This window comes from Streptomyces sp. NBC_00289 (genome assembly GCF_041435115.1).
GTDB lineage: Bacteria > Actinomycetota > Actinomycetes > Streptomycetales > Streptomycetaceae > Streptomyces.
Genome location: NZ_CP108046.1, coordinates 3,244,462 through 3,260,648 on the forward strand (window position 1 = coordinate 3,244,462; position 16,187 = coordinate 3,260,648).

Sequence of the window (16,187 nt, forward strand, 5' to 3'; positions counted from 1 at the left end):
TTATCAGAAGCTCTGAGTCGGAATTTCCACCCCCTCCGGGTCTGGCTTCGGCGCACGAGGCGTCGGGCCTTCCCGTTCAGGCGGAGACGTAAACGTACTGGAGCGGGGCGCCCCGATGCAAATCGAGGGGCCCCGCTCCGAGTTCACGCGCACGACGGGTCGTGGGCGGGTCAGACCTCCACGACGACCGGGAGGATCATCGGCCTGCGCCGGTAGGTGTCCGAAACCCACTTGCCGAGCGTGCGGCGGATGAGTTGCTGCAGCTGGCGGGGCTCCATGACGCCGTCCTGGGCCGTGCGCTCCAGCACTTCGGTGATCTTCGGGATGACGTCGCCGAAGGCCGAGTCGTCGATACCCGAACCGCGGGCCTGGATGTGCGGGCCGCCGGTGATCTTGCCGGTCGACGAGTCGATGACCAGGAACACCGAGATGATGCCCTCGTCGCCCAGGATCTTGCGGTCCTTCAGAGCCGGCTCGCCCACGTCGCCGACCGAGAGGCCGTCGACGTACACGTATCCCGCCTGGACCTTGCCCGAGATCCTGGCCTTGCCGCCGACCAGGTCGACGACGACACCGTCCTCCGCGATGACGATGCGGTCGTGCGGGACACCGGTCAGGGCGCCCAGCATGGCGTTGGCGCGCAGATGGCGCCATTCGCCGTGGACCGGCATCAGGTTCTTCGGGCGGCAGATGTTGTAGAAGTACAGCAGCTCGCCCGCGGAGGCGTGGCCCGAGACGTGGACCTTGGCGTTGCCCTTGTGGACGACGTTCGCGCCCCAGCGGGTCAGGCCGTTGATCACTCGGTAGACCGCGTTCTCGTTGCCGGGGATCAGCGACGACGCCAGGATCACCGTGTCGCCCTCGACGATGCGGATCTGGTGGTCCCTGTTGGCCATCCGGGAGAGCGCGGCCATCGGTTCGCCCTGAGAGCCCGTGCAGATCAGGACCACGTCGTGGTCCGGCAGGTCGTCGAGCGTCTTGACGTCCACGACGAGCCCCGGCGGGACCTTCAGGTAGCCCAGGTCCCGGGCGATGCCCATGTTCCGGACCATCGAGCGCCCGACGAAGGCGACCCGGCGGCCGTACTCGTGCGCCGCGTCCAGGATCTGCTGGATGCGGTGGACGTGGCTGGCGAAGCTCGCCACGATGATCCGCTTCTGGGCGCCGGCGAAGACCTGGCGCAGGACGTTGGAGATGTCGCGCTCGGGCGGCACGAAGCCCGGGACCTCGGCGTTCGTCGAGTCGGCGAGGAGGAGGTCGATCCCCTCCTCGCTCAGACGCGCGAAGGCGTGCAGGTCCGTCAGGCGGTTGTCCAGCGGGAGCTGGTCCATCTTGAAGTCGCCCGTGTGGACCACCATGCCGGCGGGGGTGCGGATGGCGACGGCCAGCGCGTCCGGGATGGAGTGGTTGACCGCGACGAACTCGCAGTCGAAGGGGCCGATGCGCTCGCGGTTCCCCTCCACCACCTCGAGGGTGTAGGGGCGGATGCGGTGCTCCTGGAGCTTCGCCTCGATCAGCGCGAGGGTCAGCTTGGAGCCGATCAGCGGGATGTCCGGCTTCTCGCGGAGCAGGAAGGGGACGCCGCCGATGTGGTCCTCGTGGCCATGGGTGAGGACGATGCCCTCGATGTCGTCGAGGCGATCCCTGATGGACGAGAAGTCCGGCAGGATCAGGTCGATTCCGGGTTGCTCCTCCTCGGGGAAGAGCACGCCGCAGTCGACGATCAGCAGGCGGCCGCCGTACTCGAAGACCGTCATGTTCCGGCCGATCTCGCCGAGACCGCCGAGAGGGGTGACGCGCAGGCCGCTGTCGGGCAGCGGCGGGGGCGGGCCGAGTTCAGGATGCGGATGACTCAAAAGACTCTCCTCACCACACACGCCACGTACCGGTAGGGCACGTGGCGCGCGTGACGTTCGTGCAGATGCAGTTGTCGTGTGGACGCAGGCCCGGGTGGCCTGCTTATTCAGTTGTGAAGTCGGGTCACGCGAGGGGTCGTGCGAAGTCTGGTGTCAAAGCTGTACCCCGCCCGCGGCAAGATCGAGCTTGAGCTGCTCGATCTCTTCGGGCGTGAGCTCCGCCATGGGCGGGCGCAGCGGGCCGGCGGGCAGGCCCTTCAGGGTGAGCGCGGCCTTGGTGGTCATGACGCCCTGGGCGCGGAACATGCCCGTGTAGACGGGAAGCAGCCGCTGGTGGATCTCGGTCGCCTTCTGGACGTCGCCGGCGGTGTACGCCTCGACCAGGGCGCGCAGCTCGGGGGTGACCAGGTGGCCGACGACCGAGACGAAGCCGATGGCGCCCACCGACAGGAGGGGCAGGTTCAGCATGTCGTCGCCGGAGTACCAGGCGAGGCGGGAGCGGGCGATGGCCCAGCTGGCGCGGCCGAGGTCGCCCTTGGCGTCCTTGTTGGCCACGATCCGCGGGTGCTCGGCGAGGCGGACGAGGGTCTCGGTGTTGATCGGGACACCGCTGCGGCCCGGGATGTCGTAGAGCATGACCGGCAGCCCGGCGGCGTCGGCGACGGCCGTGAAGTGGCGGTAGAGGCCCTCCTGCGGGGGCTTGTTGTAGTACGGGGTGACGACCAGCAGTCCGTGTGCGCCCACCCGCTCCGCCGTACGGGCGAGTTCGACGCTGTGCTGGGTGTCGTTGGTGCCGACGCCCGCGATGACGTGGGCGCGGTCGCCGACGGCCTCCAGGACGGCTCGTACCAGGTCCGATTTCTCCGCGTCGCTGGTGGTGGGCGACTCGCCGGTGGTCCCGTTGATGATCAGGCCGTCGTTGCCTGCGTCCACCAGATGGGTTGCGAGCCGCTGCGCGCCGTCGAGGTCGAGTGCGCCGTCCGCCGTGAAGGGCGTGACCATGGCGGTGAGGACCCGCCCGAAGGGGGTCTGCGGAGTGGAGGTCGGAGCCATGGGTGACACGCTACTCGCTGCTCAGGGCGGGGTCTGCCCTGGGGGAGGGCGACAAGTCACGACAAAAGTGGAACCCGGCACTGCCTGCTCGGGGGTTCAAGCAGTGCCGGGTCCGTTTGATCAGGCTAGATGAACTTCTCCAAATGCCGCAATACGGACACCGCGCACGGCTGACCGTACATCTGTGCCGGGCCGGGGCACGAAGGAGCGTTACGGCGCCACACGGCCGTTCGCGTTGAAGGCGGCGTAGGTGAGCGGCATGAGCTCGGCCCACGCGGCCTCCATCTTCTCGCCGACCATCTCGATCTCCCGCTGCGGGAAGGACGGCACCTTCGCCAGCTCGTGCTGGGTGCGCAGACCGAGGAAGTGCATCAGCGAGCGGGCGTTGCAGGTGGCGTACATCGAGGAGAACAGGCCCACCGGGAGGACCGCGCGGGCGACCTCGCGCGCGACACCGGCGGCGAGCATCTCCTGGTAGGCCTCGTACGCCTGCTGGTACGAGGCCTCCATGCTGCGGCCGACCAGTTCCTGCTGGGCCGGGGTGCCCTCGACGAAGACGTACTTGCCGGGGCGGCCCTCCTGGACGAGCTTGCGGGACTCGCCGGGAACGTAGAAGACGGGCTCGAGCTCGCGGTAGCGGCCGCTCTCCTCGTTGTAGGACCAGCCCACCCGATGCCGCATGAACTCGCGGAAGACGAAGATGGGGGCGCTGATGAAGAAGGTCATCGAGTTGTGCTCGAACGGGCTGCCGTGCCGGTCCCGCATCAGGTAGTTGATCAGGCCCTTGGAGCGCTCCGGGTCCTTGCCCAGCTCGTCCAGGGACTGCTCACCGAGGGTCGAGACGCGGGCGGCGAAGAGCACGTCGGCGTCGGACGCGGTGTGCTTGACCAGCTCCACGGTGACGTCACTGCGGAAGCCGGGCTTGAGGTGGTCGGCGGGGGTGTCGGTCACAGCTCGGAGGGTCCTTCCCATTGCTTCGCTCGGGCGGCGCCCACTCTACGGCCCGGCACCAACAACGGGCCGATCGCTGCCGGGCCGCGACATATTCCGGCGAACTCCTGCGAATTCGGGGGAACCGGGCACCTTTTGGGGCACTCGTTCGTCTGTGTTGCTGAGAGTTGTTCGTTCGATCCACGACAGGAGAAGCACGTCACCATGTTTCGTCGGCGCGAGCCCGTACCGTTCGCCTTCCTCGCCGAAGCCGACAGGTTCCGCAGCAATGTCACTCCCCCGCCGCGCGACCGGGTCCCCCGCGGCCAGATGGCGGGACGCTGGCTGCTGGGCCTCACGATCGTCGCCGGTCTGGTGGGCTCCCTGGCCCTCGGCATGCCGGCCCTGTCCGCCGACCAGTCGTCCGCGCGGACCCAGCAGTCCCAGGCGTCCGACGGGCACTAGGCCGGCTCCGGGCCAGGTCCCGCGCCGGGGGTGACTCCATCCGGCCCCCCGAGGGTGGTGAGCCGGGACACAGGTCGATAACCTCACCGGGCACAGCCCCTGCACGGATTGAGTGAGGACCCGTCGTGCCCCTGCCCTTCCTGACGGCCGACCGCGCATTCGAGGCGGCGGAAGACGATGTCGCGTTGCCCTTCGAGGACCGCGACCGCTGGCGGCGCCCGTACCGCCCCGGCCCGTGGCGGGTGGGCGTGGCCGCGCTTCTGCTGCTGCTCGCCTCGTACGTGCTGTTCGCCGCTGTCGTCATCGCGCTGACCGGATCGGTCTCCGAGGCCGGTGTGGTGTTCGGAATCGCGCTGGCCGTCATCGCCGGTGCCCTGCGGATGCTGCGCGCCGGTGTGTGGGTGAGTGCCCGCGGGCTGCGCCATGTCGGCTTCCTCGCCACCCGCACGGTGCCCTGGGATCGGGTCGTGACCGTGCGGACGGTGCAGCAGCCGGTGCGCTGGCTGGGACTGCCGCGCACGGTTCAGGGACAGGCCCTTCTCCTCGTACGCACGGATCGCCCGGCGAACGCCGTGCCGCCGCTGCTGACCACGCACAACGCGGACTTCCTGGCGCGTGGCGAGGCATTCGACCGGGCAGCGGACTCGATCGAGGCGTGGGGCGAGGAGTACGGGCGGAGCTGACCCCCCACCCACACCGACGGCGACGTGAAGGGGCCGGACCGCAGTGCTGCGGGCCGGCCCCTTCACGTACGACCGGGACGGGAGCGTACGGCCCACGCCTCGCTCGGGTCAGGCCTCGATCACTCTGCCGTCGTGCAGGGCGATCGCCCGCTGCATCGCCTTGCGGGCGCGCGGGGTGTCCCGGGCGTCGTGGTACGCGACGGCGAGGCGGAACCAGCTGCGCCAGTCCTCGGGAGCCGACTCGGTCTCGGCCTTGCGCTTGGCGAAGACCTCATCGGCCGAGTCGCGGTCGATACGGCCGCCCGGGGTCCGCTTCAGCTCGTCGACGGGCAGGCCGCCCTCGGCGTCGAGTTCGGCGGCGAGGGCGTTGGCCCTGCGGACGAACTGGGTGTTCTTCCACAGGAACCACAGGCCGATCAGCGGCAGGATCAGGACCGCGACGCCGAAGGTGACGGTCAGCAGGGTGCCGGACTGGATGAGCAGCACGCCCCTGCTGCCGACCAGGGCGAAGTAGAAGACCAGGACGGCGGCCGTGACGGCGTAGGAGAGCTTCGCGCGCATGAGGTCAGGGGCTCAGTTCAGGTCCAGGAAGTGTTCCAGGCCGAAGGTGAGGCCCGGAGTGGTCACCACGCGGCGGGCGCCGAGCAGGATGCCCGGCATGAAGCTGCTGTGGTGCAGGGAGTCGTGGCGGACGGTGAGGGTCTCGCCCTCGCCGCCTAGCAGGACCTCCTGGTGGGCCAGGAGGCCACGCAGGCGGATCGCGTGGACCGGGACGCCGTCGACGTTCGCGCCCCGGGCGCCGTCCAGGGCGGTCGCCGTGGCGTCCGGGGCCGGGGCGGAACCCGCCTTCGCCCGGGCCTCGGCGATGAGCTGGGCGGTGCGGGTGGCGGTGCCGCTGGGGGCGTCCACCTTGTTCGGGTGGTGCAGTTCGACGACCTCGACGGACTCGAAGTATGGCGCGGCGATCTGCGCGAACTTCATGGTCAGGACCGCGCCGATGGAGAAGTTGGGCGCGATGAGCACGCCCGTCCGCGGGGACCGGTCCAGCCAGCCCGCGAGCTGCGCGAGACGCTCGTCGGTCCAGCCCGTCGTGCCGACGACCGCGTGGATGCCGTGGCCGACGCAGAACTCGAGGTTGCTCATGACGGAGGCGGGGGTGGTCAGTTCGACCGCCACCTCGGCGCCGGTCTCGGCGAGCGTCTCCAGCTTGTCCCCGCGGCCCAGAGCGGCCACCAGCTCCATGTCCTCGGCCGCCTCGACGGCTCGTACGGCCTCCGAGCCGATACGGCCGTTCGCACCGAGGACCGCCACGCGCAGCTTGCTCATCTTCTTGCTTCCTTAACCGGAGGGATCAGGCGACGGCGTCGTGCAGACGGGCCGCCTGCTTGTCCTTGAGCGGGCCGATGACCGACAACGAGGGCCGCTGCCCAAGGATCTCGCGGGCGACCGAACGGACGTCGTCCGGGGTGACCGAGGCGATGCGGGCCAGCATGTCGTCCACGGACATCTGCTCGCCCCAGCACAGTTCGCTCTTGCCGATACGGTTCATCAGCGCGCCGGTGTCCTCCAGGCCCAGGACCGTGGAGCCCCGGAGCTGGCCGATGGCGCGGCCGATCTCGTCGTCGGCCAGGCCGTGCTCGGCGACCTGGTCGAGCTCGTCGCGGCAGATCTTCAGCACGTCGTGCACCTGGCTCGGCCGGCAGCCGGCGTACACGCCGAAGAGGCCGCAGTCGGCGAAGCCGGAGGTGTACGAGTACACGCTGTAGGCCAGGCCGCGCTTCTCACGGACCTCCTGGAACAGGCGCGAGGACATGCCGCCGCCGAGGGCGGTGTTCAGGACGCCCAGGGCCCAGCGGCGCTCGTCCGTGCGGGCCAGGCCCGGCATGCCGAGAACGACGTGGGCCTGCTCGGTCTTGCGGCCGACCAGTTCGACCCGGCCCGCGGTGCGCAGGGCGCGCCGGCCCTCGCGCGGAGCGATGGGCGTGGCGTCCTGGTCGCGCAGGGCGCCGGCCTTCTCGAAGGCGGACCGGACCTGACGTACGACCTTGTTGTGGTCGATGTTGCCGGCGGCCGCGACCACCAGGTGGGTCGGGTCGTAGTGCTTCTTGTAGAAGCGGCGGATGCGGTCGGCGGTGAGGGCGTTGACGGTGTCGACCGTGCCGAGGACCGGACGGCCGAGCGGCTGGTCGCCGAACATGGTGTGCGCGAACAGGTCGTGCACGCAGTCGCCCGGATCGTCCTCGGTCATCGCGATCTCCTCGAGGATCGCGCCGCGCTCGACGTTGACGTCGTCCTCGCGGATCAGGGAGCCGGTGAGCATGTCGCAGACGACGTCGATGGCGAGCGGGAGGTCGGTGTCGAGCACGCGCGCGTAGTAGCACGTGTACTCCTTCGCCGTGAACGCGTTCATCTCGCCGCCGACCGCGTCGACGGCCGAGGAGATGTCCAGCGCGCTACGCCGGGAGGTGCCCTTGAAGAGCAGGTGCTCCAGGTAGTGCGTGGCGCCGTTCAGGGCCGGGGTCTCGTCGCGGGAGCCGACGTGCGCCCAGATACCGAAGGTCGCGGAGCGCACGGACGGCAGGGTTTCGGTGACGATCCGCAGGCCGCCCGGGAGGGTGGTCTTGCGGACGACACCGATGCCGCCGGTGCCCTTGACGAGGGTTTGGGTACGGGCGACGGCCCGCGCCTCCGAAGAGGTGCGGGCCGTCGCCGTGGAGCTACTCGACGTCACTGGTCGGTGTCGTCCTTCTTCTCGTCGTCGCCTTCGCCCTCGATCACGGGGATGAGGGAGAGCTTGCCGCGGGAGTCGATCTCGGCGATCTCGACCTGGACCTTGGAGCCCACGCCGACCACGTCCTCGACGTTCTCCACGCGCTTGCCGCCGGCGAGCTTGCGGATCTGCGAGATGTGCAGCAGACCGTCCTTGCCCGGGAGCAGCGACACGAACGCACCGAACGTCGTCGTCTTCACGACGGTGCCCAGGTAGCGCTCGCCGACCTCCGGCATGGTCGGGTTGGCGATCGCGTTGATCGTGGCGCGCGCGGCCTCGGCCTGCGAGCCCTGCTGGGCACCGATGTAGATGGTGCCGTCGTCCTCGATCGTGATGTCGGCGCCGGTGTCCTCCTGGATCTGGTTGATCATCTTGCCCTTCGGGCCGATGACCTCGCCGATCTTGTCCACGGGGATCTTGACGGTGATGATCCGCGGGGCGTTGGGGGACATCTCGTCCGGCGTGTCGATCGCTTCCATCATCACGTCGAGGATGTGGAGGCGGGCGTCACGGGCCTGCTTGAGGGCCGCGGCCAGGACGGAGGCCGGGATGCCGTCCAGCTTGGTGTCGAGCTGGAGGGCGGTGACGAACTCCTTGGTGCCGGCGACCTTGAAGTCCATGTCGCCGAAGGCGTCCTCCGCACCGAGGATGTCGGTGAGGGCGACGTAGTGCGTCTCGCCGTTGATCTCCTGGGAGATCAGGCCCATGGCGATACCGGCGACGGGGGCCTTCAGCGGCACACCGGCGTTCAGCAGCGACATGGTGGAGGCGCAGACCGAGCCCATGGACGTCGAACCGTTGGAGCCGAGGGCCTCGGACACCTGACGGATCGCGTAGGGGAACTCCTCGCGCGTCGGCAGCACCGGCACGATGGCGCGCTCGGCGAGCGCGCCGTGGCCGATCTCGCGGCGCTTCGGGGAGCCGACGCGGCCGGTCTCGCCGACGGAGTACGGCGGGAAGTTGTAGTTGTGCATGTAGCGCTTGCGAGTCACCGGGGAAAGGGTGTCCAGCTGCTGCTCCATCCGGAGCATGTTCAGGGTGGTGACGCCCAGGATCTGCGTCTCGCCACGCTCGAACAGCGCCGAACCGTGCACGCGCGGGATGGCCTCGACCTCGGCGGCGAGCGTACGGATGTCCGTGACGCCGCGCCCGTCGATGCGCTTCTTCTCCTTGATGACGCGCTCACGGACCAGGGACTTGGTCAGCGAGCGGTACGCGGCGGAGATCTCCTTCTCGCGGCCCTCGAACTGCGGCAGCAGCTTCTCGGCGGCCAGACCCTTGACGCGGTCCAGCTCGGCCTCGCGCTCCTGCTTGCCCGCGATGGTGAGGGCCTGCGAGAGCTCGCCCTTGACCGCGGCGGTGAGCGCCTCCAGGACGTCGTCCTGGTAGTCGAGGAAGACCGGGAACTCGCCGGTCGGCTTGGCGGCCTTCGCGGCGAGGTCGGCCTGGGCCTTGCAGAGCACCTTGATGAAGGGCTTCGCGGCGTCCAGACCGGACGCGACGACCTCCTCGGTCGGCGCCTCCGCGCCGCCCTGGACGAGCGTGATCGTCTTGTCGGTGGCCTCGGCCTCGACCATCATGATCGCGACGTCGCCGTCCTCCAGGACGCGACCGGCGACGACCATGTCGAAGACGGCGTCCTCGAGCTCGGTGTGCGTCGGGAACGCGACCCACTGGCCGTTGATCAGCGCGACGCGAACGCCGCCGATCGGGCCGGAGAAGGGCAGACCGGCCAGCTGGGTGGACGCGGAGGCGGCGTTGATCGCCACGACGTCGTACAGGTGGTCGGGGTTGAGCGCCATGATCGTCGCGACGACCTGGATCTCGTTGCGCAGGCCCTTCTTGAAGGACGGGCGCAGCGGGCGGTCGATCAGGCGACAGGTGAGGATGGCGTCCTCGGAGGGGCGGCCCTCACGGCGGAAGAAGCTGCCGGGGATCTTGCCGGCGGCGTACATCCGCTCCTCGACGTCCACCGTGAGGGGGAAGAAGTCGAGCTGGTCCTTGGGGTTCTTGGAGGCGGTGGTGGCCGACAGCACCATGGTGTCGTCGTCCAGGTACGCCACGGCGGAACCGGCGGCCTGCTTGGCCAGCCGACCCGTCTCGAAGCGGATGGTGCGGGTGCCGAAGGAGCCGTTGTCGATGACGGCCTCGGCGTAGTGGGTCTCGTTCTCCACTAGCGTTTTCTCCTCGTCTTCGTCCCTCCTCGCCCGTGTGGCGGGGGGACGTCTGCGGAGAAGCGCTCCGTCTGGTGCGGGCCGGTCTTCGATCGAAGCACCCGGGGTTCGCTTCCTCCCGGGCGCCACTACCGAGGACCGGCGGCGGCGAGGTGCGCTTCTCCTCGTTCGTCTCGTGATGCCGCTCCACCCGTGCGGGCGGGCGTCCATCACACTGTGTCGTGCGTACTGCGTCGTGCGGACTGCGTTTTGCCTTGCGCTACCACACTACAAAGGGGTGGCGACACTCCGCACGTACAGCAAAGGGAGCGGCCCCCTTCGAAGGTGGGAACCGCTCCCCTCACGGTGTCTTACTTGGCGCCCGCCGCGCCGCGGCGGATGCCGAGACGCTCGACCAGCGCGCGGAAGCGCTGGATGTCCTTCTTGGCGAGGTACTGCAGCAGACGGCGGCGCTGACCGACCAGGATCAGCAGACCACGACGGGAGTGGTGGTCGTGCTTGTGGGTCTTGAGGTGCTCGGTCAGGTCCGAGATCCGGCGCGAGAGCATGGCGACCTGGACCTCGGGGGAGCCGGTGTCGCCCTCCTTCTGGCCGAACTCGGTGATGATCTGCTTCTTCGTAGCGGCGTCGAGCGGCACGCGTACTCCTCGTAGTCTTTGCTGGGCCACCGAGTGCCCCCGGTCTTGGTCTCGGGGGAGCTTCCGTTACTCGGGAGGCGGGGATCCGCTGGGCGCGGCCTCCAGAGCGCTGAGCTCCGGGGGTGCGTACACAAACGGCCGTCACTCAGGGTACCAGCCCAGGCCGGACCCGGTTGCCGGGGGCCGGTGCCCGCCGGGGACCCACGTACCTCCATAAACCCCCGAGCAGGGCGAACGGGGGCAAGTAGGGTGGCCGCACAGTCAGTTGGGACAAGAAGGAAGGACCGGAGCCGCGATGGCCGACGCCGAGGACATGGAACTCAAGGCACGCAAGGAGCGGGAGAGGGACGAGCTGTACGCCCTCGACATCTCCGGCGTCGAATGGCAGAGCGCGCCGGGCACCGAGGAGCACGAGGAGCGGGTCGAGATCGCCTACCTGCCCGACGGGGCCGTGGCCATGCGGTCCTCGCTCGATCCGGCCACCGTGCTGCGCTACACCGAGGCGGAGTGGCGGGCCTTCGTGCTCGGCGCGCGGGACGGGGAGTTCGATCTTGAGCCGGCGCCGGGTGGCGGGGGTGCCTTGGCGGAGTAGAGGGGTGGGGTGGGTGAGTGGGTGGGTGGGGGGGCGACCTCTGGGGGTGGGGAGATCCGGGGGCGTGGGCCGGGGCGGGGGCGTGGGGCGCAGGCCGGGGGCGCGAAAGGCCGGGGGCGTGGGCCCAGGCCGCCCCGGGGGCGTGAGCGGGGCGGGGCGTGGGCGAGACCGCCGGGACGTGGGCCGAGGCGTCCGGGAGCGTGAGCGGGGCTTGAGCGTGAGGGAGGCCGCCGGGGGCGTGAGCGGGGCGAGTGGGCTCGGGTTTCACCCGTGCGAGTCGCGGCCTTTCCTCGGTGGTGAGTCACCCGTGCGTGGCTGGGGGTGCTGATGCCCGGCGCTTACCCCGGCCGCGACACGGACGCCGGCCGAGACGGCCATGCCGGGACAGCCAGGACAGCCAGGACAGCCAGGACACAGCACAGCCTTGGCGACCCACCCACCACCGGCCCGTCCCCCGACCCCTTCGCCGGCGTCCACAGAACTCCGCCCGCATGCCTGTCGCGGCCGGCGTAAGCGCCTCGCCGCCGTAAGCGCCTTGGCCGGCGTAAGCGCCTCGCCGCCGTAAGCGCCCTGGCCGCCGTGAGCGTTGTGGCTGTTTCAGCCGGGCTGCTCGGTGTTGCGGGTCTCGATTCGGGGGAGACGCCCTTCACAGTGGTCTCCCTATTCAACGCCGTTGCGCCGTAAGGCCGTTCGGGCTGCTTGTGGTTGACTTGTTTCGTCTTACGACCGGTTTGCGCCCTGATGAGAGAGCTCCATACGCCCCTTCTGGGCAGGTTGTGACGCGGCGGGCGGACGCTGAGAGGTGGACGGGCCTGCCGAGGTGGGGCTCGTGGTGATTAGGCTGGGAGCGGGCGCGTCGCGACACCCGTGGACCGGGTGTCGGTGCCTCAGGGGGAGAGCCGGCGGATCGGACGACCTCGAACGACTAAGGACGACAAGCAAATGGTCGCCCCAGCACGGCTTGAGGGTGCTCGACCACACCAGGAGGAACTGTGAGCAGCGATCGGGACGGCATCCGCGGGGGCTGGGCCACACCCGGCGATGACCAGCCCGACGCGGAGTCCGCCATCGAGACGACGGGCGAGTTCACCATCGACTACGCGCCGCCCGCCTGGTACACGCAGAACGCGTCGGGGGATTCGGCCGCCGAGGCGGATCCGGAGGCGACGGGTGCTCCGTCTGCTCCGTCTCCGTCTCAGGTGCCTGCGCCGCCGTTGCCCGGGCTGGCTCCGCCTGCTCACTCGCGGCCGCCCTCCGGTCAGGCCACTCCTTCGGCACCTTCCGCTCCGTTCGCGGGGCCGGCGTCCATTCCGGTTCCGGCTCCCGGGATGCCCTTCACTCCGCCTCCGCCCGCACCTGCCGCCGGGGCGCCCTACACGCCCCCGGCGCCCGGGGCTCCGTTCACGCCGCCTGCTCCGCCGGCCGGGGGCCCGGTCGCCGTGCCCAGGCTTCCGGTGGGAAGCGGGTTCGAGCCTCAGGGTCAGCGGTCCGAGCAGCGCGACGACGCGCCTCCGGCCGAGCCGGGCTCCCCGACGGCCGTACCGAACATCCCTGTTGGCGGGTTCCCGTCGCAGTCGCAGTGGAACGAGCCGTCTCCGGCCGTCGCCCCCGCTTCCCCTGCCTCCCCTTCCTCCCCGGTGAACGAGGAGCCCGAAGCCGAGGACGGTGATCTGGAGAGCGGCGCCACCATGCGGATCTCTCCCGTCGCGCTGAAGCGTCAGATCTCGGACCAGGCCGCCGCCGTCGTGGATGAGCACGCGGAGACGAACGCTGGTCCCGAGGCCGAGGCCGACGGCAGTGGCGAGGACGGTGAGCGTGACGACGAGGTCGTGGCGGCAACCGCCGACACGGCTGACGAGGCCGACGTGGTCCAACTCGTCAGTGTTCCCGGTCCCGCCGAGACCGAGACCGAGGCCGAGGAGGACGCGCACGTTGCCTCCGAGGCCTCCGACGACGAGGTCGTCGTCGCCCTGGCCCAGGACGACGACGCCGAATCCGCATCCGAATCCGAATCCGAATCCGCCGAGCCTTCGGTGACGGAGAAGGAGGACGCCGCACCGGAGGAGACCGAGGCTGCCTCCGAAGCCGAAGCCGAAGCCGAAGCCGAGCCCGAGCCCGAGGCGCGGGCAGAGGCGGAGGTGGAGACCCAGGACGTCGCGCCCCTGGATGACGCCCCCGTGGTCGCCGAACCCGTGGACGCGGTGCCTGCCGACGCCGCTTCCGCGGATGACGAACGCGCGGATGACGAACGCGTAGATGACGTACGCGTAGATGACGTACGCGCGGATGACGTATCCCTGGACAGCGCCCCCGCAGACCCGGCCCCGCAGGACAGTCCTGCTCCCAACGACACTGCTCCCCGACCCACGCTCGCGGCCGCGCCGGAAGCGCCGCAGGACGCTCCGCCGGCCTGGGCTCCCCCGCCGGCGCCGCAGGGTGGGCTTCCGCCGTTGCCGCCCTCGTACGAACCCGCCGCGCCGGCGCCGGCTGCCCAGTGGCCCGTACAGCCGCAGCAGGCCGAGCCTCCGGTGCCCCCGCAGCCGACACCGACGGCCGCTCAGGCGCAGCCGCCCGTGCCACCGCAGCAGCCTGCCTTCCAGCCTCAGGCCCCGCAGCCCGCGCCCGCGGCCTGGAACCCGACGGCCGCACCTCAGCCCGGTGCCGGTTTCCCGCAGCCCGGCGAGGCGCAGCAGCCACCGGCCGCACAGCCGGGTGGGACGCCTGCCCCGCCCAACCCGCAGACGGGCTACGGCTTCCCGCAGCCCGGAGCTGCTCCCGTTCCCCCGCCCAACCCGCAGACGGGCTACGGCTTCCCGCAGCCCGGAGCTGCTCCCGCCCCCGCGCCCAACCCGCAGGCCGGCTACGGATTCCCCCACCCCGGCGCCCCGGCACCCGACCCGAACGCACCGGGCGGCTACGGCTTCCCGCAGCCCAGCGCCCCCGCACCCGTCCCGCCGCAGGCACCGCAGGCCCCCGCTCCGCAGGCACAAGCACCGCAGCCGCCGGCCGACCCCAACGTGCCCACCGCCGACCCCAACGTGCCCACCGGCTACGGCTTCCCGCAGCCCAGCACCCCCGCACCCGCGCCTGCACCCGCCAACCCCCAAAGCGGCTACGGCTTTCCCCCGCCCGGCGGTTACGGCTTCCCGCAGCCGCCCGCGCCGCAGGCACAGCCCCACCCCGGCACCCCCGCACCCATCCCGCCGCAGGGCCGGCCGACCCCCGCTCCGCAGGCACCGCAAGCCCACGCTCCGCAGCCCCCGGCCGACCCCAACGTGCCCACCGGCTACGGCTTCCCGCAGCCCAACACCCCCGCGCCTGCACCCGCACCCACCGCCCCCAACCCCCAAAGCGGCTATGGCTTCCCTCAGCCGCCCGCGCCGCAGGCACAGGCCCACCCCGGCATCCCCCAGCAAGCACAACCGCAGCCGCACCACCCCCACCCCCAGCCGCAGCCGCAGCCGCAGCCGCAAGGACAGACCCCGCCGGCCGCTTCGCCCGGAGCCCCGCAGGGCTTCACCCAGCAGCCCGCTCCCCCGCAGCCCCACACAGAGGCGCAACCCCAGCAGCCGCAACAGCCGCAGCAGCCCGTGGACCCCCGGGTCGGTGCCGCCTGGCCGCAGCCGATGCAGCACGACCAGCGGCAGATGACCAACCCCGGCGCCGCGCCGCTCGGTTACACCGCTGCCGTGGAGCTGTCCTCCGACCGGCTGCTCAACAACAAGAAGCAGAAAGCGAAGAGCGGACGGCCGGCTGCCGCGTCCTCCCGGTTCAAGATCGGCGGGAAGAAGGAGGAGGCCGAGCGGCAGCGGAAGCTCGACCTGATCCGGACGCCCGTGCTGTCCTGCTACCGGATCGCCGTCATCAGCCTCAAGGGCGGCGTCGGCAAGACGACGACCACCACAGCGCTCGGTTCCACGCTCGCCACCGAGCGGCAGGACAAGATCCTCGCGATCGACGCCAACCCGGACGCCGGTACCCTCGGCCGCCGCGTGCGGCGCGAGACCGGGGCGACCATCCGCGACCTCGTCCAGGCGATCCCGTACCTCAACTCGTACATGGACATCCGGCGGTTCACCTCCCAGGCCTCCTCCGGCCTGGAGATCATCGCCAACGACGTGGACCCGGCCGTCTCCACGACCTTCAACGACGAGGACTACCGGCGCGCCATCGACGTGCTCGGCAGGCAGTACCCGATCATCCTGACCGACTCGGGCACCGGTCTGCTGTACAGCGCCATGCGCGGGGTGCTCGATCTCGCCGACCAGCTCATCATCATCTCGACGCCGTCCGTGGACGGTGCGAGCAGCGCCAGTACGACGCTGGACTGGCTGTCGGCGCACGGGTACGCCGATCTCGTCTCCCGGTCCCTCACCGTCATCTCGGGTGTCCGCGAGACGGGCAAGATGATCAAGGTGGACGACATCGTCAGCCACTTCGAGACGCGCTGCCGGGGTGTCGTGGTCGTGCCGTTCGACGAGCACCTGGCCGCCGGTGCGGAGGTCGACCTCGACATGATGCGGCCGAAGGTGCGGGAGTCGTACTTCCACCTCGCCGCACTGGTGGCCGAGGACTTCGTCCGGCACCAGCAGGCGCACGGCCTGTGGACCTCGGACGGCAACCCGCCCCCGGTGGCCGCCCCACCGCTGCCCGGGCAGCAGCAGGCCCCTGGCCAACAGGCCCCTGGTCAGCAGATTCCGGGCCAGCCGGGCCCGTATCCCCAGCAGCCGCAGCCCGCCCAGCCCTATCCCCAGCAGCCGCAGCCGGGCCAGCCGTACGCCCAGCCCCACCCCCAGCCCGGGCAGCCGCCGTATCCGCAGCCCGGTCAGCCCTACCCCCAGGCCGGTGGCCACCCGTACCCGCAGCCGGGCCACCCGGCTCAGCCGGAACAGGCAGGCCACCCCGCTCAGCCGCAACAGCCGGGCCCGGCGGCTCACCCGGGTCAGCCGCCGGCCGGCTACCCGCAGACGCCGCCTCCGCCGCCGCCCGCCTCCCAGCCCCCTCAGCAGTAGAAACGCGAAGGGCG

General features: G+C 70.8%; 12 protein-coding genes and 1 pseudogene. 5 read left to right on the forward strand and 8 right to left on the reverse strand.

The genetic code is table 11. From position 1 onward, the window contains the following. Positions 1-170: 170 nt before the first annotated feature. From OG985_RS14805 to thyX, 3 genes are all read right to left on the reverse strand, one after another. Positions 171-1,856 (reverse strand): ribonuclease J, encoded by a 1,686-nt coding sequence (locus tag OG985_RS14805; protein WP_371668792.1) that lies wholly within the window; start codon positions 1,854-1,856, stop codon positions 171-173. Positions 1,857-2,009: 153 nt separating this feature from the next. After that, positions 2,010-2,909, reverse strand: a complete 900-nt coding sequence (dapA, locus tag OG985_RS14810) for a 4-hydroxy-tetrahydrodipicolinate synthase (RefSeq protein WP_371668793.1) — start codon at positions 2,907-2,909, stop codon at positions 2,010-2,012. 210 nt (positions 2,910-3,119) lie between these two features. Then, positions 3,120-3,860, reverse strand: coding sequence for an FAD-dependent thymidylate synthase (thyX, locus tag OG985_RS14815; protein ID WP_371668794.1), 741 nt, complete (start codon positions 3,858-3,860; stop codon positions 3,120-3,122). A 204-nt stretch (positions 3,861-4,064) separates the two neighbouring features. On the opposite strand from thyX, the gene OG985_RS14820 reads away from it, so the two are divergent. Beyond that, positions 4,065-4,304 (forward strand): hypothetical protein, encoded by a 240-nt coding sequence (locus OG985_RS14820; protein ID WP_371668795.1) that lies wholly within the window; start codon positions 4,065-4,067, stop codon positions 4,302-4,304. A 125-nt stretch (positions 4,305-4,429) separates the two neighbouring features. Beyond that, the gene (locus OG985_RS14825; protein WP_371668796.1) at positions 4,430-4,987 is read left to right on the forward strand and encodes a hypothetical protein; all 558 of its coding nucleotides are present in this window, start codon (positions 4,430-4,432) and stop codon (positions 4,985-4,987) included. Positions 4,988-5,095: 108 nt separating this feature from the next. Here OG985_RS14825 and OG985_RS14830 read toward each other — a convergent pair whose 3' ends face one another. The 5 genes from OG985_RS14830 to rpsO form a co-directional block, all read right to left on the reverse strand. Further along, positions 5,096-5,548: a hypothetical protein gene (locus OG985_RS14830; RefSeq protein ID WP_371668797.1), complete on the reverse strand. Its 453-nt coding sequence runs from the start codon at positions 5,546-5,548 to the stop codon at positions 5,096-5,098. Positions 5,549-5,560: 12 nt separating this feature from the next. Then, positions 5,561-6,313: a 4-hydroxy-tetrahydrodipicolinate reductase gene (dapB, locus tag OG985_RS14835; protein ID WP_371668798.1), complete on the reverse strand. Its 753-nt coding sequence runs from the start codon at positions 6,311-6,313 to the stop codon at positions 5,561-5,563. A gap of 25 nt (positions 6,314-6,338) precedes the next feature. Next, positions 6,339-7,718 (reverse strand): M16 family metallopeptidase, encoded by a 1,380-nt coding sequence (locus OG985_RS14840; protein WP_371668799.1) that lies wholly within the window; start codon positions 7,716-7,718, stop codon positions 6,339-6,341. Next, positions 7,715-9,931 (reverse strand): polyribonucleotide nucleotidyltransferase, encoded by a 2,217-nt coding sequence (locus tag OG985_RS14845; protein WP_371668800.1) that lies wholly within the window; start codon positions 9,929-9,931, stop codon positions 7,715-7,717. Before OG985_RS14845 ends, OG985_RS14840 begins: the two co-directional genes overlap by 4 nt. A gap of 350 nt (positions 9,932-10,281) precedes the next feature. Beyond that, positions 10,282-10,569 (reverse strand): 30S ribosomal protein S15, encoded by a 288-nt coding sequence (gene rpsO, locus OG985_RS14850; RefSeq protein ID WP_286065081.1) that lies wholly within the window; start codon positions 10,567-10,569, stop codon positions 10,282-10,284. A 295-nt stretch (positions 10,570-10,864) separates the two neighbouring features. Between rpsO and OG985_RS14855 the strand changes: the two genes are divergently transcribed. The 3 genes and pseudogenes from OG985_RS14855 (at position 10,865) to OG985_RS14865 (ending at position 16,173) form a co-directional block, all read left to right on the forward strand. Continuing rightward, entirely contained in the window at positions 10,865-11,161 is a 297-nt protein-coding gene (locus tag OG985_RS14855) for a DUF397 domain-containing protein (protein ID WP_371668801.1), read from the forward strand. A gap of 992 nt (positions 11,162-12,153) precedes the next feature. Beyond that, positions 12,154-12,282: pseudogene (locus OG985_RS14860) on the forward strand (SCO5717 family growth-regulating ATPase); the annotation flags it as partial. A gap of 516 nt (positions 12,283-12,798) precedes the next feature. After that, on the forward strand, positions 12,799-16,173 hold the full coding sequence (locus OG985_RS14865) for an AAA family ATPase (RefSeq protein WP_371674377.1): 3,375 nt from the start codon (positions 12,799-12,801) through the stop codon (positions 16,171-16,173). The last annotated feature ends 14 nt before the right edge of the window (positions 16,174-16,187 follow it).